The organism is Algoriphagus sp. PAP.12 (assembly GCF_026652115.1).
Classification (GTDB): Bacteria; Bacteroidota; Bacteroidia; order Cytophagales; family Cyclobacteriaceae; genus Algoriphagus.
In genome coordinates this window covers 738,042-759,717 of record NZ_JAPPSQ010000001.1, presented here as the reverse complement: position 1 = coordinate 759,717, position 21,676 = coordinate 738,042, and the positions used below count along the sequence as shown (strand labels likewise).

The window sequence follows — 21,676 nt, the reverse complement described above, 5'->3', positions numbered from 1 at the left end:
CAAAGATTAAAGGTTGACATTTAGACCAACCGTAAAGGTTCTAGCTGGAGTATAGGTGTTGGAAGTAGTTCCGGCAAAGCTACCAGATACATACATTCCTTTTCTTTGGGAAGCCCATCCTAGGTTTTCACCAGCTACGTAAACAGTAGCATTGCTCACGTTAATTCTATCAAGCAATGTTTTTGGTAGTACATAACTCAAATTGACAGATCTCAAGTTTAGATAAGAAGCATCGATCAACCATCTGTCAGAACCTACATTGGTTTGTGCAGAACCAGTTACATCCATTTTAGGAACGTCAGTGATTTGACCTGGAGTAGTCCATCTGTTCAATGCATCTACATGAAGTGCATTTCCATCAGGGTCAGCAGTCATCAAGGCTGCATAAACTCCATCATATACTTTACCTCCAACAGAATAAGACAGCAACACGCTTAAAGTCAAACCTTTGTAAGAGAATGAGTTAGACAAACCACCGAAGAAATCAGGAATAGAGCTTCCTGCAAAGTGGAATCTTGCATTGTTTTGCTGAGTGGTAACAGTATCCTGACCAATGATTCTTGTGTTTGCATCATCTTCATCATAAGAATCAGCTCTGTAAAGACCTTCACCAGTTTCTGGATCTACTCCATACCAATCTCTCAACCAGTAGTCATAGATAGATCTACCTACTACCAATTTTTTGGTACCTACGATTTGCTCATCAAATGGTAGCTCTTTAAACTCATTCTTGAAAGTAGAGATGTTGAAGCTTGCAGACCATTTAAAATCTTCTTTTCTGATGATGTCTCCTTGGATACTGAATTCAATACCTGAGTTACCCATTGTACCAATATTTTGATACTTATTTTCCAATCCAGTTGTCAATGACAAAGGAACTTCGAACAACAAGTTTCTGGATTCTCTTTGGAAGTATTCCAAGCTACCAGTAAACCTTCTAGCGAAAGCGAAATCCAAACCGATATCAATGGTGCTGTTAGATTCCCAAGTAAGGTCAGCAGCAGCAAGAGAAGCTTGAAGGATACCAGCTTCGGAAGCGTTGTTATAACCCAGGTCATACAATGCCTGCCAAGGATAGTACAATGTACCTCCATCACCTTGCAAATTATCATTACCTACTTCACCATAAGAAGCTCTCAATTTCAACATATCGAAGAATTGAGAATCGAAGAAGTTTTCTTTATCGATATTCCAAGCACCACCGATAGAGTAGAAATTACCCCATCTTACATCTCTGAAGAACTTGGAAGATCCATCTCTTCTGAATGAACCAGAAAGTGAGTATTTGTCATCAAATACATAGTTCACACGGCTCAAGTAAGATTCAATCGTATGTCGATCCACTCTACTTGTCGCAGAAGAAATGGTTACGAAGTTACCACCTTCAATATTTCCATCAAGTATTTGATCTTGCTTCGCCAAATACTGGTAGTTGTATTCGTAGTCGTAGTTCTCATGTCCTACCAATACTTCCAAGAAATGTTTGTCTTTGAAAGTGTTAGTATAGGTCAACAATTGGTTAAAGGTCATGGAATTAGTTCTTCCATTGGTTCTATTCATACGACCAGCTGGAGCACCATCACCTACGATCGGGTTATCATATCCGATATCCAAAAGAGAAGTCACATCAGTAGCGATGTTTGTTCTCAAAGCAAAGTGCTGCAAGAAATTAACCTCAGCATAAGCTCTTGCAGAAATCACGTCTCTATCAATTCTATCGACGTTCAACAACGCCTCTTGATAAGCATGACGACCTGGAGAACCTCCTGTACCTCTTCTAGGAAGACCTAGATCAGTTCTGTCACCAGTGTCGAAGATTTTACCACCAAATTCATCATAAATGAATCCACCAGTCATGTTATTTTGAGCATAAACTGGATAGATAGGCCCCATATTTCTTGCGAAGAACATTGGGTTTACATAAGAAGTACTTCCACCTGTTCTTGCATTATTTCCTTCACTCATGGTTGCAGAAAGGTTTAAACCAGTCTTGAACCATTTTACAGGGTTGGTATTTACATTCAATCTACCAGTCCATCTTTTAAAGTCAGAGTTAATAACGAAACCTTTTTCGTCCAAATAACCTACTGAAGTATAGAAATCTGATTTCTCAGTACCTCCAGAATAAGTCATATTATACTCTTGTCTTCCACCGCTTCCAGCTACATAATCAAACCAATCTAGATCGGTGAAATTGTTGACTGCATTTGGGTTCAAAGTACCGTCTGCACCTACTACCTGATCATTTGGCACATTGTAGACATTGTAACCCAATACATTTGTAATCAAGTTAGATGAAGCATAAGCTGCTGCTTCTGCTCCAGTTTTTCCTTGACCTAGTTGAGAATTTCTCAAAGACTCCCAAACCAAAGGATAATACTGATCAGCATTTACTCTATCATACTCAGGAAGAGCTCTTGAAGCGGTACCAGTCTGAACTCTGAAGTTGAAATTTTGCTTGTTCTTCTTCCCTTTTTTGGTGGTAATCATGATCACACCGTTTGCAGCTCTCGAACCATACAATGCTGCAGATGCAGCATCTTTAAGGATAGTCATATCCTCGATGTCATCTGGATTCAAGTTAGAAATGTTCGCATCATAAGGAACACCATCAACTACATAAAGCGGAGAGCTTGAGGAGTTAACAGAACCAATACCACGAATACGAACACCCGGAGTAGATCCTGGCTGTCCTGAAGCAGATGTAGTAATTACACCTGGAGATTGACCTTCAATCGCATTTACAACGTTGTTAATTGGTCTGTTTGCAATCTGGTCACCTTTCAAGGCAATCGCAGAACCAGTAAAGTTTCCTTTGTCAGCAGTACCGTATGCGGTAACAATTACTTCGTCTAGATTTTGAGAATCTAGCTCCATAGATACATTGATAACAGATCTGTTACCAATCACCTCCTCAACACTTGAATAGCCAATATAGCTGAATACAAGTGTAGTTGCATTTTCTGGAACAGACAAAGAGAACCCACCATCAAGGTCGGTCACTACTCCGATTGTTGTTCCTTTCACCAGTACGTTGACCCCTATAAGGCCTTCTGGTTCGTCAGGTGAAGTCACCCTACCGGTGATCGTTCTGTTTTGTGCTAGTACTGACAAAGTAGTCAGTAGGGCGAACACAAAACCCAGTAAAACTTTCTTCATAGGTTAAATTTTTGTAGATGATTTAATTTTCAAGAAGCTAAGGACGGAGGATTTGTGAAAAGGAACAAATTTGGTATTCTTTCGATACTATAGATATTTCCAAATATTATTTCGTGTTTTTTAGATTTTCAATCTATTGTTCTATTAAATACCTGATCGGACAGTGTACGCCAATTTCTTATTTCTCTTTTCTATAATTATCCAGTCAAAAATTTTGAATATTTAAAGAACACTGATGTTTTATTCCTATTCTAAAAATATTTCAACAAAAATTAAGAATATTAAAACTCGTTAAATTCAATATTTTATTCTGAAATTTTGTTAAAATAATAGATGTTTCGACATTTAATTCTCAAGGTGTCCGAAATTAAAAAAGTGTCCACCAAATAAATAATTCACAAATAATTAATACTCAGAATTTAATTTTTAAAGTAAATTTTAATAAAATGTGCGTTTTTTTTGTGAGCGTGGGTAAAAAAGTCACTATTTCTCTATTTAAAATACAAATCTATGGATTTGTCCCCTTTCCAAAACCCTTCTTCTTTTTTGAGAAGTACTATGGAATTGGCAACAAAAGAAAATTCTACTTTTCTCTCAAAAATGAATTGATACAGTAGATCAAATTGCTCTTTTTTAATATCCTGAAATGCCACAGTCATATGAGGATGATAATTTTTATCGCTCAGCTCCTCGATCAAATGAAAGTTTTTTTTCAAATGCTTTTTAATCTCTCCCTGCAAATCTAATAGCTCCCTTGAAAATCCAACTTTAAAAAAAATGACTCTTCTTCTAAATTGATCAATACCTGAAATCTGAACAGGAAATGGACTAGAATCCTGAAATAAATCAAATAGTGAATCCGTCAATTTTGAGATTTTATTTTCATCAAATAAAAATGGCATCTTCAAAGTAATATGAGCAGGAGATTTCAAAGCATACTTGACTCCAAATTGATTTTTGATTTCAAGTTTTAATTGATTTACCTGATCTAAAAACTCATCTGGTGGTATGATCGCCAAAAAATATTTTTGCAAGCTTCTCATCTCATTTAATTACCTTGGGTACTTCTCAAAAGTCAAAAACAAAAAAACTATTTAAATAACTAAATCAAAATTTTAAATTAAAGGCTACAAATAATACGCGCCCATGAAGTTTTTTTCAAAAGTAATGATCGGTCTTGATTTGACCGAAATGGATGAAATTCTAATCGAAAAGACAGTTGTATTCCTCAAATTCTGGGGAGTGGAGAAGTGTTACTTTGTCCATGTCGCCAAAAGCCTTGCGATTCCAGACGAAATCCTCAAAGAATACCCTGATCTTTTGGCCGCTGGAGATGAATCGGTTGAGGCAATTATGATGAATAAAATCAAATCAAAGGCATTTCCAGAGTCTATTGAGATTGAAGTTTTCGCTGAAGAAGGTGATCATCCTTTAGACACAGTACTAAGATGGGCTAAAATCAAGGATGTTGATTTAATTGTAATGGGTAGAAAAGAAACTCTAAAAGGTTCTGGTGCTCTTGCAAATGGCGTAGCTAAAAAAGCTCCTTGTTCTGTGATGTTATTGCAGGAAAAGAGACCTGCAGGGCTTCCGAAAAAAATAATGGTTCCTACAGATTTCTCCGAGCACAATCATATGATCTATGATTTCGGAGAAAGAATCGCCGATCAATTAAAAGCCCAATTGGTTCCAGTTCACATTTATCAGGTTCCTCATGGGTATTCCAAAACAGGGAAATCATATGAAGAATTTGCTGACATCATGAAAGCGAATGCAAAAAAGGATTTTGAAGCTTTTGTCTCTCATCATGATCATCCAGAGCTAGAATGCGACTTCGTTTTGGACGAAGGGGAAGATGCAGGAGAATTGCTACTAAAAGAGGCCATGAAATTGGGAGTGGATATGTTTATTATGGGTTCAAGAGGCAGAACAAAATCAGCAGCAATCCTTCTAGGAAGTACTGCTGAAAAAGTCATCAAAGCAAATAATGTTCTTCCAATGTTGATCTTTAAAAAGAAAGGTGAAACGATGGGATTCTTTGATGCCTTATTCAGGCTTTGATAAATACAAACAAATTTGATCTCCTTTGCCCTCCCTGTTAAAGTGGAGGGCTTTCTTTTTCCACTTCTCCATTTCTGTCTGTGAAAACTCATCCCAGCCATTACTTCTTAGTTTTTGACCTCTTTTGTAAAGCTCTGTTCCCCAAAACTGAAACTCAGTGGAATCAAATTCAACGGCATCAACCTTAAACCCTATTTTCTCGGAAAGTCCTGATATCCCTTTGACACTTGGGATAGTTAAATGCCTAGGAGCATCCAGTTGTACCCAATATTCTCTTTCTTTTTGCCAAACTTCTGAATCTGTAACCGGTATCCGGATCAAGGCTTTCCCCTTTGAGTTTAATTTATCGAAGCAAACTTGCAACTCCTTTTCAGGGTCCCTCAGGTGTTCGAACGCATGATGATACATGATCAGATCAAACTTTTGATCGGATTCACTTAACTCAGATTTCAAAAGGCATAGCCCCTCTGCAACTTCAATTGATTTATCTAAAAATGGGTCAAACCCGATCAAGTCCTTAAATCCTCCAGCATTTAATTCATACAAAAGCTGTCCATTCCCGCATCCAACATCCGCAACAGAAACATCGAAATTTGTAAAAACCTTTTTTAGCCAATAGCCATAAACTTTTGGCGCCAATCCATCAATTTTCAAATTCAAAAACCCTCGAAGTCTGATTGCCTTTAATAGATTTGAAAAAGAACCTGATTTAACTAGAGGAATGAAAGAATAATACTCATCTCCTGTGTAATAATCTCCAAGGTTAACCGGAATTGGATTAATCTGGATGGACGCACATTCCTCACATTCTTGATATGAAAACGTATCTCCCTTCCCAAACATTCGCTCTTGGGCAGAAAATTCTCCCAAAGCTGTCGAACCGCAATAATGGCACCTACAAGGTGAAAAATCAATAGGCATTTTCTCTATTGAATATTAGCTCATGGATAGTTTTAACCATGATATTCATATCTAATAAAAAAGACCAATTATTAATGTAGAATGAATCCAATCTTACCCTAGATCTAATTTGATGTGGGTTTTCTATTTCACCTCTAAATCCTCTTACTTGAGCTAGCCCCGTAATCCCTGGACGAATTTTATGCCTTGAATTATATTTTTCAATTTGAGATTTGAAGGATTTGTTCATTGGTATAGTGTGAGGTCTAGGACCAACTATTGACATATCACCTAATAAAACATTTATAAATTGAGGCATTTCATCTAAGGATGTGGTTCTGAGAAATGAACCAATTTTTGTTACTCTAGGATCATTTTTAGTCGCTTGGTGTGTATCTGAATAATCATTTGGAGTCATAGATCTAAACTTCAAACAATTGAATTCTTTATTATTCACTCCATTCCTTTTCTGTATAAAAAATACAGGTCCCTTTGATTCCAATTTGATCAATAGGCCTACCAAAGGAATTAACCACGAAAGGATAAGAACTATCACCAAACTGGCGAAGAACACATCAAACGTCCTTTTTGCAAAATTATTAAATGTATTGTCTAATGGGATTTCATTGACATTGATGACGAAAAAGTCCCCATATCGAGAAAAAGATAGATTTTTTTCAAGTTGAAGACTACCTCCAGGTATCATCTTGACCTTAACATAATTTTCATCTGCAAAGTCAATTACTTTTTTGACCAACTTTGGTTCGAGATGCTCGTGAATATAGATTAGGTCCAAATCTAATTTGGGAGCTTCTTCGAAGAAATCAATAATCCCTCCTCTTGTCTGATTACAAGAAGTTTGATTATCATAATATCCCAAGAAATTGATCCCAAACTCCTTTCTAATTTTGAAAACATCTGCAAGCTTTGGACTTGTTCCTCCCTTTCCAACAATTACGGCATTTTGAAAATTATTCCCTTTTGCTCTATATCGCCTCAAAACCATGTGAACACCAACTCTGAAAATTCCCATCACCAACATCATGCCTAAGCTGAACAATAATATTGGAATGAATTGGAAAGATGGAGCATGAAAAGGAGTCCAGAGAAAAATTGAAGCGCCTACAAACCAAACTACGGTAATTGCTAAAACCCCTAAAGTATGATCGTATTCGTCTGTCCTCCCAATTTTAAAATCCTTCCTCAAAGCAGAAATCAGAATCCACAAACAAGAAAGTGATATAAGGGACTGAATTTGAGTTTCTTGAATTAATTCAAAAGATCGTAGCCATAGATAACAAAAAATCAATGAAACAAGGGAGGCAATGAAATCACTTCCTAAAAAAAGCCAAGGAAAATACTTGTCAAATCTACGTTTCATAAAAATTCTACACCAAACAATTTTTTTTTGCAAAAACCCTGCAAAACCTAATCAAGGAAAAGGATTTATGATTTGTTTCCAAAATTACGAAAAGAATCCCCAAGCATGGTTACTTTTGCCCGGAATTTATTTACAGTAAAGCCTAAAGGCAAACCATGAATTTAATCAGTAATTTATTTGCATCCTCAGACAATTCCGATTCTATTGGTGCTAAATTTCGTAAAAAGCGTTTAGCTATATTTGAATCACTTTTTTATAACAATTATAAGCACAACCAGAAAATTAAGATTTTAGATGTTGGTGGAACAGCATATTTCTGGAGTCAAAGTCAGTTACTTTCAATGCCTAACATTGAGATTACATTATTGAATTTAACAATAGAGGAAACTGGAAATCCCAATATGATTAGTAAAATTGGCGATGGCACCAATATGCCAGAATATACTGATAATCACTTTGATCTAGTCTTTTCCAACTCTGTAATAGAACATCTTTATACTTGGGAGAATCAGCAAAAAATGGCTAAGGAGATTCTTCGAGTAGGTAAAAAGTACTACATCCAAACACCAAACAGGTATTTTCCAATTGAAGCACATTATGCGCTTCCTTTTGCTCAAAACCTTCCAAAATCATGGATGGAGTTTATTTTAACCAAAACCAGACTGAGCAGATTGAAAAAATGGTCAGAGGAAGACGCAAAACAATATTTGGAAGAAATCCGCCTTTTGGATGAAAAGGAAATGAAATCCTTGTTCCCTGATAGTCAAATCTATAAGGAAAATTGGTTAGGGATGTGCAAATCAATCACTGCACACAACCTTTAATTTCAAAGAAGAATCTTTCTTTAGCTTTCAGCAAATTGAAGCTTAACAAGGTTAGCATAAAAGCCGTCTTTCTCGTGGAGGAGCTCTGTGTGACTACCTTGCTCCACTATTTTTCCATCACTTAAGACATAGATTCTGTCCACTTTTCTGATTGTAGCCAATCGATGCGCAATGATGATAGTTGTCCTTCCTTTCATCAATTCGTCCAAAGCCTCCTGTACAAGATGCTCAGACTCCGCGTCCAATGAAGAAGTCGCCTCGTCCAATATCAAAATAGATGGATCCTTTAATATCGCTCTTGCAATTGCAACCCGCTGTCTTTGACCTCCAGAGAGTTTAACTCCTCTTTCACCAACCATGGTGTCCAGTCCTTCAGGGAACTTGGAGATAAATTGCCAAGCATTTGCTTTTTTAGCTGCCAGGATAATCTCATCCTCTGAGGCATCTGGTCGAGCATATGCTATATTTTCTCGAATACTACCTCCAAAAAGCAATACCTCTTGAGGAACCATCCCGATATGCGATCTAAGCTTTTCTAGATCCCACGTATCAAGTCCTTTCTCATCAACCAATATTTCTCCTGAATCAAGATCATAAAATTTCAATAGGAGCTGAATGATCGTAGACTTTCCAGCCCCAGAGTGACCAGCCAAGGCTATCTTCTCTCCAGGATTGACATAGAAAGACAAATCTTTAAGCACCTCGACCTCAGGACGGGTAGGATATCTGAAGCTTACATGTTCAAATTCAATTTTACCTTCAAGCTCGGATTTATGATAAGTAGAACTTTTCTCCAAAGGCTCTTCCAGAATCTCCAAAACTCTTTCAGAGCTCCCAATTGCCTTCTGTACTTGACTATAAATATCTCCCAGCCCTGCAATGGAGCCACCTATAAAGGTGGTATAAAGAACAAATGAAACTAACTCTCCAATACTCATCTCACCTGAAGCAACCAGGCTCGCTCCATACCACATAACGGCTACTATTCCTCCAAAAAGGGCGAAAATGATAAATGAAATAAATGCACCTCGATATTTGGCAGTTTTTAAAGCCACATCGACTACATTATTCAGCCCCTTATGATATCTTTTTGACTCATAAACCTCACCTACAAATGATTTGACAGTACTGATAGAATGAAGAGTTTCTTCAACAATCACATTAGCAGCTGCCAATTCATCTTGAGTTTTCTTGGATAGATTTCGAATGAACCTTCCAAAAAACATGGCCAAAAGAACCAGAACAGGGAATGTCCCCAACATAAACAAAGTCAACTTTGGGGTAGTGACCATCAGGAATACGATACCTGCTATTAAGGTAATCACCTGCCTAAAAAGCTCTGCTAAGGTCACAGAGAATGTATCTTGAAGCAGGCTGACATCTGAAGTAATTCTGGAAATCAACTCTCCTGTTCTTCTTTTATCAAAAAATGTCATCGGCAGGCGAAGCAGTCTACTATATAGAGCCGATCTCACATCTCTCATTGATCTCTCAGAAACCAAGGCAAAGGTCCAAACTCTGAAAAATGAGAACAAACTCTGAACACCCAAAATCGCAATGAGGATCAAAGCAATTGAATTGATATCCGTCACATACCAGTCCTTTCCTTGTGCTGTATCTATCAATTTCCCAGCTACATATGGAAAAGTTAGTAAGGTCAGGGAAGATAATAACAGAAATACAAGACCTAGAATAAAGGTCCATCTGTATGGTAGAAGAAACCTGAAAACCCCACTTAACTTTTGAAAACTCTGTTTGTTGAGTTTTCGCTTTTCATGTTCTTCTAGACCAGATCCTCTTTTTTTCGCCATGTTGCTTGCACTTCAATCTGCAAAAATAGGTCTTTTGAGGAGAAAAAAGAGGAAATACCCAATAAGTGTCAACAAGAAAAAAGAATCCTACCTGCCAACTCCTCTCCCAATGCCGCCGAATGCTTAAACCCATGGCCCGAACAGGCTGAAACCATCATTGCACCAGGCACAGTTGGAAGCTGCTTTACCACAAACTTTGAATCATTCCGAACCGTGTATAAACAGACTTCAGATTTCAGAAATTGATTTTTAAGTCCGCAAATCCTTCCTTCAACTTTTTCATTCCAGAATATCTCTTGTTCCTTTTTTGATATTGATCTGTCCATGTTATTTGGGTGAGTAGTTTCTAAAAATGATTCTGAAGCCATTTTCACGGACTTCCCATCTTGAGTAGGAAACCCATAAATGAAATCCTCAGGCTTTCTCCCAAACCCCCACATGAATACCGGTGATTCATTATAATGTGAATATCCATCTTCTATTTCGATCCAATGTAGAACTTGCCGACAAATCTTATAATCAGGCCTTTCTTCTTTCGCTAAAAAGTCCTTGATCCACCCCCCTGCCGAAATCAAAACACGTTTTGCTTCAATTTGGGATTCTTTCAATTCAAGAATAATAGAATCCTGTTTGGCGTAAATAGATTTAACTGGAGCATATACTTTGATTTCAGCACCATTTTGCTGAGCCAATTCTAGTTGAATTCGAATAATTCTATCAGGGTAGACGAGTCCTGCCGAAGGCTCGAAATAAGCTTTACCTGAATCTTCTAGCTGAAACTGTGGATACTTTTCTTTCAATTCACCTGATTTCCAAGTTGAATGTGGAATACTACAGGATTTTGCGATCCCAACTGTTTTTTCAAAAAAACCATCTCCCCCATGCTTACCCCAAGGAGTGATCCCAGAATCCATCAAAATGCCACCACATGGGTTGAATAGCCGATTTTGAGTTTCAGATTCCAACCCTTTCCATATTTCTTGAGACCTTTTGGCATAGCTCACATACTCTTTCCCTTCCCCAACAGCCAATCTGGTGATTCTCGTTTCTCCATGAGAAGAACCCATAAAATGAGGTGGATCAAACCGATCCAAACCAAGAACTTTTTTCCCAGATTTTGATAAAAAAAATAAAGCAGCCGAACCGACAGCTCCGAGACCAATAACTGCAATGTCTACCTTTTTCATAAGGCTGTTTTTTCTAAAATAGGGATTGGATACCAAACCATTTCACTGAATATTTAAAAAATAAATGCCAACATGGAAAATTGGGAGATCCCATATCCATATTGCCACAAATATTTTTTGTTGGGATTGGTGATAAAATAATCCCATCTCAGCTTCCTGAGGAAATTCAGGGCAAATTTCTACGCTTTGCCCATTTGGGCATCGATGAGCTCTCTTTTCAGTTTTCGCTCACGATCTAAGGTATTCTTTCTGTGCTGATCAAATTCCTCTTGCACTTCTTCCAAATCTTTTTGAGCCTTTCTGATTTTTTTGAAACTTCTGAAATACTGAAAAGAGAAAAACCCTAAAGCCACAGCCAAAGCTCCCACCAACAACCACATGAAGGAAGAGTATACTGCCTTATGGATACCAATTCCAAAAATGGTAAAATTATCTTTGGCGGCAATCGCTTCTTGCTTCGCGGTCTCAGTCTGACCCAAAACCTGATTTAATGAAGAAATTGAGTCATTTTTACTTCCGATTTGGGTTTTCAGCTGAAGTACTTCAGATCTCATTGTTTTCATCGAATCCAAAATATTGGACTGGAGCTTATCCAGATTACTCCTTTTTACGACTTTGTATTCTTGGAAATTGTTTGAAACGCTGTAGATGTAGTCAAATTGAGAATCTATAGTTCCAGAATTGAGAGAACTTTTGGATTCCGCGGACTCCTGAGCCTGAATGTTAGCAGTACTGATTAGGAAGATACCGAACAATAAGCCTAGGGCAATTTTTTTCATGATTGGGGAATTATGTTACTTATTGGGTTAGGCAGCAGAAATTCAATAAACGTGCCTTAAGACACAAAAATAGGCTGTTTTTTTAAACTCCGGCACTTATATGGAATTGAATAAATTCTTATGAATTGATTTTCAGTAATTTACTGAGTAAATTAAAATGTTTACCTGACATTTTTTTCGATGAGATTAAAGACCCTGAAAGTCTGGCTTTTTTTGCTGCCTATCATAGGCATCATAGGGGTATTTCTATTTGTCCAATCCAACAAAAACATTTCTGAGCTTGAAGAACAGCATTTGAGAAGTGTAGAAGCTATTCGAAATGACATCCTACTAGCTCTTCCAGATTATTACAGCAGAGTAGAGGGCTACATTCTTAGGGAGGCTTTGGCTCTGGATGAAGACCCTGATGTTCGAATTAATTCAGCTGGAATTAGAGACCTTTTGTCTGGATTTCAACCTGATATTAAGTCAATTCAATTTGGGACATTGGACAATCCCACAATCGAAAAAATAAGTTTAGAAGGAAACAGGATCACCGTCAGCAATTTGACACTTGGAATTCCTAAATCTATCATCCGACAAATAAACACTTTGGCTTTCTATGAAAGATTTGGGGTTAATCCCACAAGTTTTCCAGAAACCTTAGTAGTCACTATTTCCTTTGATATTGACCTCCTTCTTAGGAAACAAGAGAACAATAAAGTCTTCGAAAAATTCTTTTTGACTGACCAAATGGGGAAAGTCATTTATCCAAATACAGATTTTGGACAGGAAATATTTAAACCGCACATTATCCGTCAAGATAGTGTCGGAAAAATTCACTCAGGAGTATATTTTGAAGAAGTGGAATATTCAGGAAATCAAAACCGATTCTACGTTGCACCCATCCCATTGGAAAATCTCCAATTGTTCGCAGTGGGAACATTTAACCAGAATCATTTTTTAAAAGTTGGTCTTAGGCTTAATTTTAAGCTATTAAGCACCTTGATTTTCTTCCTCATTTTATTGATTGCATCTGTTCCGATCCTAGGGATTCTCAATTTGAGTAAAGGAGATAATCTGACTCAAACCAAAGTTCTCCAATTGGGCATTTCTTTGATGGGACTTTCAATGATTTTGGGCTTTGCTATTTCATTTTTTAAAAATCAACCTGACCCGGTTCTGATTTCCAGTGCACATCAAAATCGGATTAAACAAGACCTAGGCATCACAATTTCAAATTATGACTCAGCACTTTCAAAGTGGGAAAAAGGCTTGATCGACACTTATCCTTTTAATGAATTGATCCTTTTTGAATCAAAAGGATTAGCCAAGAGAATAATTTTTAATAACGAAACTCGTGATTTTAATTTTAGCTCAAAGTCTCCAGTAGATTTAAGAACCAGAGCCTACTTTACTTATTTCAAAACTAACCCAGAATCAGTCAATCATTTTTTCAACTCTCATTATAGTAGAGGTGATGGCGAATTAGAATCTGTCATATCGAAACTCAATCCTGAAAAGGAAATTTCTGCGATTACCTTCAAATTGAAATCAACTCCTACCTTAACAGACAAATACCGCTACCTCTTAATCAAAGAAGACGGCACAATCCTTCACAAAAGTGACAAAATAGTTTCTCCAATTTCCAATTTAAAAGAGGGTGTCAATTCAGACTCTTGGTTTGAAATCAAAACTTTGATGGAAAAAAATAGAGACGATGATCAAGACAAAACAATTGAAGTCCCATTGTATCTAATTGGAAATCAATATACTGGTATATTATCCAAAATTTCTGATCAAAGGTTTGATCAACCTATTTGGCTTTTCTTTTTGGTCAATCACAATGTCTCTCATGTGTTTTCCTCCTTGACTTCTTTGGAAGCCATTATCCTCCTTGCTATATACTTTCTTTCCCTGATTTTCAATTTAATTCTTCAAAAGTTCTCAAAGGATCTTACCACCGACTTTGGTTTCAAAATTTTCTTTTTTGACTGGCTAAAACCCACCAAAAACAATTTGCACAAACTTCAATACCTATCGCTTGCTTATTTCTTCTTTGCAGGACTTTTAATAGCAATTTATTATTGTGCAAGACTCAATCATATTCAATTAGTCGCAATGCTAATTTTTTCTTCTTCATTGATCTCATTTATCAATCTGGCTACATCCAAATTGTCCAAAAAAGAAACTGAACTGAATCAACCTTTAATTCCGAACTATGCTATTCCTACACTATTATTCTCGGTATTATTAGGCTTGATTTTAGTAAAATATGAACTCGTAAGTTCGCTAATCGCCCTCGTTTTACAGTTGGCCTCGGCTTTAATTATCCTTTTTTGGAATTTGAAAGTCAGGGGGAAAGATTTTGCAAATAAATTGATTTCTCCCTCTCGAGTTCTCCCAACTTTTTTGATCGCTTGGTTTTTGGTTATTGGCTTCATTCCGGGCTATTTGATTCAATCCAAAACCCAGCTATTCGAAAGTCAAATTTGGAAAAGTAATCATCAATTGGATAATTCGGCCACCCGATTCAAGGAATATGAAGAGGCCAGAAGATCACTTATGGTGGCTTTAACAGATCCTTTTGACTCAAAAATTAGAGAATTCATTGCCCCCGATCAGAAAACTTTTAAAGCGGCTTGGGCGGGTAGTTCAGGTAACTTGAGCTTTGACTGGAATCTACTCTACCTGATTCTTATTCTGGGACTTCTAAGTTCATTAATGTATTATTTGCAGAAGATAATATTCTTTTCTTTTGAGGAGAAGTATGAAGACGACTTTGAAAGTACCGAACAGCTTTTATACATCTGCAGCATTGATTCCTCCCATCTGGAAGAAATCGTAGAAAAGGTATTTTCACAAGTTGATGAAAACTTAGAAACCCTAGATTTTTTGGTGGAATCACTTGACTGGCAATTCAAATTGGATGAATCCAAAGATGTCTATATCCTCAAAAACTACCATTGTCTGGCAGACCCTTTAGAAAGTATCCCTCTATTAGAACGACTACATGATTTGGGGAAAAAAATCTGGATTTGCTCAGGCAAACAGTGGAAAGATATTTTTTCAAAAATTAAAGACCCTTTGGACAAGGTTCGATTCTCAGAAACTTTTTCTGATTTTTCCTTCAAATCTTTGGCAATCAAAAATGAACCAATCCTAAAGGACTCCAGCGAAGAAAAGGCGGAAATCTTGTTAAAAAGCTTAAGACATAAAAAGGCTTTTTATACAAATATGTGGACCGAAATGTCTTTTGAAGAAAAAATGGTAGCTTATTCCTATGCCAAAGAAGGGTTCTTCAATATCAACCGAAAAGAAGTGATGATAGGATTAGCTCAAAAAGGAATATTGATTCAAAAAAATTCTGAAAGCACCTCCGAGAAATACAGCAAATCAGATTCGATTTGGAAGGAATGGAGATTGTTTAGTCCTGTTTTCAGAAAATACGTTCTTGAACATAGTACAGAGGAGGAAAAAGAAGCCTTCAAACGCTATGAGAAAAAGAATGGCAATTCTTCCTCAATTCAAATTTCTTTGGTCAGTTTTGTATTGATATGCTTTGCCTTAATCGGTATTTTCGACAAAAATTTCTTTTCCGAGGCTTACACTTATTTGACAGGTTCTTTGGGCTTATTGGGCAGTCTGTACGCACTTTTGGATCGAGGGTTAGGCAGTTTGAAATTCGGGAAAAACGCATCCAATTCATGAAAGTAATTTTTCTTGGTATTATCTTTTTGATAGCAGGCTATTCTTTTGCCCAAGACCGTTCCGACTTCGAAAAAGCAGTTGCCACCTATAATCAAGGAGATTATGAAAGTGCGTATCTGATGATGGATGATTGGCTCAGGGTATATGATCGGGATCCTCTGGGGTATTATTATTTGGGACAGATTTACGAACAATTTGACGGCGCAAGTTTAAATCTAGCATTGGAAAATTTTCAAAAAGCCTTGAGTTTAGACCCCGAATTGGCTGAAGCCTATCTGGCTAGAGGCAGGCTTTATCTCAGATTTAAAAGATTCCAAGATGCCGAAAATGATTTCTTATCCTACAGACAAATCCCAAAAGGTGAGACAACCCAAATCATTTATCGTAAAAGCTCAACAGATAAAGGTGTTTCTGGAATTTTCACTGCTCAAAGTCCCAACCCATCTCAAATCCTCTATCATCTGGCCCTTGCCAAAATAGGGATGAAGGATTATTCTGCCGCAAAAACACTTTTAGACTCCGCAATTTATTATAAACCTAATGAATCCGATTTCTGGGCTGAAAAAGGCCATGTCGAAATGAAGCAAAACCAGAAAGAAGTTGCGCTTAAGTCACTTCATCAAGCTGTTGAAATCAACCCAGATCACTTTCTGGCTAGACAGCGTATCAATATTCTGGAAAAGGGAGAAAATGTCGATCAACTAGAGGAGCTTACCTTAGCTATCGCAAAAGATCCAGAAGATCCACAAGGCTGGAAAATTCGCGGGTTCTATAAATTCTCTCAAAATGACTGGGAAGGAGCTATTGAAGACTATACTGAAGCCATTCAGATCTTACCGGAAGATTCAGAAGGCTGGTTTTATCGAGCCAAGGCCTACGCGAAACTTAAAAATTGGGAGGCTGCGGAAGCTGATTTTGAAGAGGTTCTTTTTATAAATGAGCAAGATCCTGAAGCTCTTTTGGGTAGAGGTCAATCTCGCTATTATCTCAACAGGCCGGAGGAAGCTCTTGCTGATTTTATCCAATTAATTGCCACAGACCCCTCTAATCCGTCTGCATATTACCATCGTGGAATCACTCTTCATCGATTAGACAAGAGTCAAGAGGCATGCGATGATCTCAATAAAGCCATAGAACTTGGAATGGCTGGGATAGAAGAAATTCAGAAGAAAATCTGTGAAGGAAACTAAAGCTCAGTAATTGTATTGACTTTGGAAGCAATATGGGCAGGTCTCCAGGAGGCCAACATGGTAATAGCAATTACTGAGATGCTGATCCAGATAAAGTCTGACCAAACCACCTTGACAGGATAGGAATCTACCACCGCAGACGAAATTCCCAATGAAACCAAACCAAAATATTGTTGGGCCAAACAAATTAAATATCCCAAAACCAATCCGACCAAAGCTCCTGAAAAAGCAATCAAAGCTCCTTGTTTCAGGAAAATTTTTTGAATTAATCGGTCGGGCGCTCCCATGGCCTTAAGTACAGCTATATCTTTTTTCTTTTCGATAGCCAACATGCTCAGGGAAAAGAAGATATTAAAAGAAGCGATCGCAAGGATAAATGTTAGAGTTAAAAAGACAAAAAGCTTTTCAAGCTTAACAGTTCTCAAAAGCCCTGCATGTTGTTGATCAGTATTTTTCACTGAGAATTCCTCTCCTAAATGTTCCTTTAATCGATCCTGTACATCAGATATTGAATACCCATCGGCTACTTTTATTTCCAAAGAGGTTCTTCGGTCTCCATAATTCAACAAATCCCTGGTAAAATGTAGGGGAGCGATGATGTATTCATCATCGAATTGTCTCTCCACAGAAAAGAAAGCTACTGGGTCTAAGAAATCTGAGGAATACAATTGACTTGGATCTAAAGAGGCTGCACTTCTTGGTGCTTTTGGATAAAACACCTTCAGTGGGATATTAATGTCTTTCAGATTGACCGAAAGAAAAAACCCAACTCCTCGACCCAATATGGCGGCTGGTCTTTTATCCGTTCCCAAAGTAGTATCTCCCCAGAAATAGCCTTGAGAAAAGCGGTTTTGATCTAAGAAATTGTCTGAAACACCTTTAATGGTTCCGACCAGCTGGTTTCCGTTATAATCTAAAAGTGCATTATCCTCGATAACTTCAGTCAAGATTGCAACCCCTTCGATATCTCGAATACCACCTAGCCAATCTTCAGATACTTCAAAGCTTTTTCCCAAAGTCGCCTCTACTTTCAACTCAGCATCAAAACTTGAGAAAATCTCCCGAATAAGGTCTTCCAAACCATTAAAAACAGACATGACTATGACCAATGCCATGGTTCCCACTGCAACACCCACCATAGAAATGGTGGATAAAACAGTAATGAAATTCCGCTTTTTCTTACTTCGGAAATACCGAGCCGCTATGAAGTAACTTAGATTCAAGTTTCGAATTTAATCTTCTTCTTCGTCTTCCTCTTCTGGAGCGGCAGGAATATTTAATCCAGAAATGACCTTGTCCATATGCTGGGCATAAGAGGCTGATTCATCAGGAAAGAACGCCAACTCAGGAATAATTCTTACCGATTTCCCGATTCTTTTGCTCAAATAAAGTCTTACTTCCTTTTTATGATCATTGATCAACTCCAAAGTAGCAGCAGGATCTGCAAGCAAGAAACTTAAATAAGTCTTAGCGACACTTAAGTCTGGGCTGACCATTACTCGGGTCACTGTGACCATTGCTTTTCCAATCAATTGTCTGGCTTCCTTTTGGAAGATCTCTCCCAGTTCCTTTTGGATTAATTTTGCGTGTTTTTGTTGTCTTTTACTTTCCATATAAAGTATTTGTGGTACAAATTTAGCGAAATACTTGGGCAAGCTTTAATTTCGGGCCTTAGCTTCAAAAATACCCTATATCTTGTTTCAATTTTTCAAAGTAAACGACCCATTTAGAATAATCGGATTATTTCTATTTCTGATTATTTGGACTGTCGTCTATTTAGTGTTTTCGGATTTCCCTCTGACCTCCACCCAACTCAATTGGATGCTATTAGGTGAGCGTTTGGGCGATGGATACTTTCTATATCAACATATTCTTGATGATACCGGACCGCTTTCCGGAGGTTTCTTTTTTATAATGGACTTCCTTTTTGGAAGGAGCCCATTAGCATTAGAGCTATTAGGTAGGGCATTGGTGTTTTTTCAAGTAATTTATTGGAATAGAACTCTCATTAAATATCGGGTTTTTGATGAAAACACCTATTTGCCAGGGATCATCATGCTCGCATTGTTTCACCTAAACTTCGACATGCTGAGTATTTCCCCTGCATTGTTGGGGAGTACCTTTTTGATGTTGGCTTTGTCACAGCTATTTTCACAAACTCTCCTTCAAAAAGATAGTAGCGAATCCACCTTATTGATCGGAATTTATGGCGGAATCGCGACAGGATTTCATCCGATTTACATTCTATTTCTACCATTTTTGATTTTTGGAGGCATCGCTATTAGTGGATTTACATTTAGGCAGCTACTCCTTTCATTAACAGGATATTTCCTTCCAATTCTTTTGATTTCAGTGTTTTACTATTGGAATAATGGACTGGATGAAGCCTTTGAAATATGGCCTTTGATTTTCTTCTCTGAGAAATATTATTATCAATCTTTGGTTTCATGGGGGGTCTTGGCTGCATTTCCAGTTCTACTGGCTATCATCGGCTTTTTCATCAGTTCGGTACTGCGAGGAGCCACCATCAACCAGCAAAAACAAAGGCAGCTCATGGTGGTTTGGGTCATCATTTCTTGCATAGGAGTGCTCTTTTCAAAGCGTCAGGCTTCTTTCCAATGGGTGATTCTTTTGCCAGGTTTGAGTTACTTGATTACCCAGTTTTTCCTCAACATTAAAAATCGGAAAATTATCAGTCCAGCATTTTATTTACTAGTCATTGGGGTGCCTGTATTGAGCTGGTGGTATATGAATCAGGAAATCCAAAAAGAATCAACTTATTTCGTCAAGGAAACCAATTCTACCGAATACACAGGAAAAGGAATAATGGTTCTCGGAGATGATTTGAGTCCATACAGATATGGAATTTTTGAAGGGCCTTTTCTAAACTTTCATCTCAGTAAACTATTCCTAGAAAAAGAGAGAAGTCTACCTCAACGAGCTAAACTTTTCCAAATGATCAAAGGACAAAGTCCCGAAATCATTTTGGATCAGGAAGGGGAGTTTGCCAAACTCCTTATAGACTATCCAGAATTGGAAAGAGAATATCAAAAGATTTCTCCAGGGAAGTACCAAATCAGGTAAGCCCCAATCATTTGTAAAACAGCATCTTAAATAGTAAATTCAGGAATTGTTTCAATTTTTTACCTGAATTTTTATGGATACTGTTCAATCGATTTTAAATCAATTTTCCCCTACTGAAAAAGAACAATTATTTAAGATAGCTTCTAGCCGGAATAGCCGCAACTCAAAAAAATTAAAGCTATTTCAGCTGATCCTTGAAAAGCCACAAAGCTCAGATTCATTTTATTCTCAAAAAATCTATGGAATCGGAGAAAAAAAGGCTTTCCCTCAATTGAAAAAAAGGCTCAAGGATGAAATCGAGGAAATCATGGTTCTGGTGAAGCCCAGCAAAGTTTCTGACAAATGCAGTCATAGGACCCAATGTCTTGAATTGATTCTTCAAAGCCAATTAATCTTATCAAGAGGATTGAAAAATGAGGGTGCAAAACTTTTGGAAAAATGTTTAAAATCGGCTGTTGACTATCAATTCCATGACCTAGTCTTAACTATTTTTTCAATTGCCCAGGACAACGATATCCCTGAGGTTCTTTCCATAAAAGATTTCCCCAAAATTGAGATTGCCATCAAAAGTCATTTACAAAACTTGGTCAGCCAATTTCAAAATGAAACCACGGTAGGAAAATCAGAGTCAAAAAATGAGCTTTTGTCAAAGCTAGTTCATCAAATCAATTCAAATAATGAACACTGGAGACTAGTAAATTCTATCAGGAGCTCAATCATTGACGATAATTTGGAGGAAGGACTTTCAATAATAAATGGGGTCGAACCGCAGAAAATATTTCAAGAAGAAGACTCCACTGTTTACTGGCAATTTCTCTTTGCAAAAATGGAACTTCTTATTCTTCAAAAAAACTATAAGGAGGTTTGTCTGATTTGTCAGGAACACAATAGTGGTTCAAAACATAATTTAGAGGCACCTGCGGAGTTTTTCCAGTTTTATTTCCTTGCTCATTTTTACCAAGCCCATTGGGACCAAGCCCAACGCATTATTAAGAACCATTTTCTACCCTTTTTCCCTGATTTAAACTGGAAGTGGCAATATTGGTTAGCATTGATCAAGTTGAAACAAAAGGAATATTCCCATTCATTAAAACTCCTTCATGCAAGTCAGTCTGAATTAAAAAAATCAACTCAATATTACCTGGCATCCAAACTTTTTGAAATCATTATTTTAATCGAACAAGGAGATCAAGATTGGTTAGAATATAAAATTGAAAATTACCGGAAACTTCTCTCCAGGTGGAAAAATGTTGCAAGTCAAAGAATCATATTAGCATTTCAGGCCATTTACAAACTATATGGTTCTGGTAGTAAATCCAGGAAACAATCCGATTCTGATTTAGAAAATATTTATGCCTGGGAAAAATCTTTTTCATGGGATCCGTTTGGTTTTGAACTAATCAGATTGGACAATTGGATTATTTCTAGGCAATTTTCATGAATCTTATGAATCATGGTATAATTCTATTTTTCCGAAAAAACCCAAAATTTTGAGAGGTCTAAACCCTAAGGTTTTGAGAGGTTATTTTTATTGTCAGATTTCAATTTAATACTCTTATTATCAATAATTTATCAATTATCAAGATTGATTTTTGGAGTTATTATTTGAT

General features: G+C 37.1%; 15 protein-coding genes. 6 read left to right on the top strand and 9 right to left on the bottom strand.

The window, feature by feature from the left end; genetic code table 11:
* Positions 1 to 6 precede the first annotated feature (6 nt).
* Entirely contained in the window at positions 7 to 3,159 is a 3,153-nt protein-coding gene (locus tag O0V13_RS03210) for a SusC/RagA family TonB-linked outer membrane protein (protein WP_268033543.1), read from the bottom strand.
* A gap of 491 nt (positions 3,160 to 3,650) precedes the next feature.
* Positions 3,651 to 4,202 carry a 2'-5' RNA ligase family protein gene (locus O0V13_RS03205; protein ID WP_268033542.1) on the bottom strand — a complete coding sequence of 184 codons (552 nt, stop codon included), beginning with the start codon at positions 4,200 to 4,202 and terminating at the stop codon, positions 3,651 to 3,653.
* Positions 4,203 to 4,305: 103 nt separating this feature from the next.
* On the opposite strand from O0V13_RS03205, the gene O0V13_RS03200 reads away from it, so the two are divergent.
* Complete coding sequence (locus O0V13_RS03200) at positions 4,306 to 5,220, top strand: universal stress protein (RefSeq protein ID WP_268033541.1); 915 nt, start codon at positions 4,306 to 4,308, stop codon at positions 5,218 to 5,220.
* Here the strand turns inward: O0V13_RS03200 and O0V13_RS03195 are convergent.
* On the bottom strand, positions 5,206 to 6,141 hold the full coding sequence (locus O0V13_RS03195) for a class I SAM-dependent methyltransferase (protein ID WP_268033540.1): 936 nt from the start codon (positions 6,139 to 6,141) through the stop codon (positions 5,206 to 5,208). The two genes, O0V13_RS03200 and O0V13_RS03195, sit on opposite strands and share 15 nt — an antisense overlap.
* On the bottom strand, positions 6,131 to 7,501 hold the full coding sequence (locus tag O0V13_RS03190; protein WP_268033539.1) for an exopolysaccharide biosynthesis polyprenyl glycosylphosphotransferase: 1,371 nt from the start codon (positions 7,499 to 7,501) through the stop codon (positions 6,131 to 6,133). Before O0V13_RS03190 ends, O0V13_RS03195 begins: the two co-directional genes overlap by 11 nt.
* 155 nt (positions 7,502 to 7,656) lie before the next feature.
* Here O0V13_RS03190 and O0V13_RS03185 point away from each other — a divergent pair, with 155 nt between their 5' ends.
* Positions 7,657 to 8,325, top strand: coding sequence for a class I SAM-dependent methyltransferase (locus O0V13_RS03185; protein WP_268033538.1), 669 nt, complete (start codon positions 7,657 to 7,659; stop codon positions 8,323 to 8,325).
* A gap of 20 nt (positions 8,326 to 8,345) precedes the next feature.
* Here O0V13_RS03185 and O0V13_RS03180 read toward each other — a convergent pair whose 3' ends face one another.
* The 3 genes from O0V13_RS03180 to O0V13_RS03170 all read right to left on the bottom strand — a co-directional run bounded on the left by O0V13_RS03180 (position 8,346) and on the right by O0V13_RS03170 (position 12,102).
* Positions 8,346 to 10,136, bottom strand: coding sequence for an ABC transporter ATP-binding protein (locus O0V13_RS03180; RefSeq protein WP_268033537.1), 1,791 nt, complete (start codon positions 10,134 to 10,136; stop codon positions 8,346 to 8,348).
* Positions 10,137 to 10,204: 68 nt separating this feature from the next.
* Entirely contained in the window at positions 10,205 to 11,323 is a 1,119-nt protein-coding gene (solA, locus tag O0V13_RS03175) for an N-methyl-L-tryptophan oxidase (RefSeq protein ID WP_268033536.1), read from the bottom strand.
* Between the two features lie 179 nt (positions 11,324 to 11,502).
* Positions 11,503 to 12,102 carry a hypothetical protein gene (locus O0V13_RS03170; protein ID WP_268033535.1) on the bottom strand — a complete coding sequence of 200 codons (600 nt, stop codon included), beginning with the start codon at positions 12,100 to 12,102 and terminating at the stop codon, positions 11,503 to 11,505.
* Positions 12,103 to 12,282: 180 nt separating this feature from the next.
* On the opposite strand from O0V13_RS03170, the gene O0V13_RS03165 reads away from it, so the two are divergent.
* Positions 12,283 to 15,792: a hypothetical protein gene (locus O0V13_RS03165; RefSeq protein ID WP_268033534.1), complete on the top strand. Its 3,510-nt coding sequence runs from the start codon at positions 12,283 to 12,285 to the stop codon at positions 15,790 to 15,792.
* The gene (locus O0V13_RS03160; RefSeq protein ID WP_268033533.1) at positions 15,789 to 16,982 is read left to right on the top strand and encodes a tetratricopeptide repeat protein; all 1,194 of its coding nucleotides are present in this window, start codon (positions 15,789 to 15,791) and stop codon (positions 16,980 to 16,982) included. The genes O0V13_RS03165 and O0V13_RS03160 overlap by 4 nt, the downstream gene beginning before the upstream one ends.
* Here O0V13_RS03160 and O0V13_RS03155 read toward each other — a convergent pair.
* Both O0V13_RS03155 and rbfA read right to left on the bottom strand, forming a co-directional pair.
* On the bottom strand, positions 16,979 to 18,205 hold the full coding sequence (locus O0V13_RS03155) for an FtsX-like permease family protein (protein ID WP_268033532.1): 1,227 nt from the start codon (positions 18,203 to 18,205) through the stop codon (positions 16,979 to 16,981). The two genes, O0V13_RS03160 and O0V13_RS03155, sit on opposite strands and share 4 nt — an antisense overlap.
* Before the next feature lie 9 nt (positions 18,206 to 18,214).
* Positions 18,215 to 18,595: a 30S ribosome-binding factor RbfA gene (gene rbfA, locus O0V13_RS03150; RefSeq protein ID WP_268033531.1), complete on the bottom strand. Its 381-nt coding sequence runs from the start codon at positions 18,593 to 18,595 to the stop codon at positions 18,215 to 18,217.
* A gap of 82 nt (positions 18,596 to 18,677) precedes the next feature.
* Here rbfA and O0V13_RS03145 point away from each other — a divergent pair, with 82 nt between their 5' ends.
* A complete protein-coding gene (locus tag O0V13_RS03145; protein ID WP_268033530.1) occupies positions 18,678 to 20,066 on the top strand; it encodes a hypothetical protein in 1,389 nt (462 codons plus the stop codon).
* 73 nt (positions 20,067 to 20,139) lie between these two features.
* Entirely contained in the window at positions 20,140 to 21,507 is a 1,368-nt protein-coding gene (locus tag O0V13_RS03140) for a hypothetical protein (RefSeq protein ID WP_268033529.1), read from the top strand.
* Positions 21,508 to 21,676 lie beyond the last annotated feature (169 nt).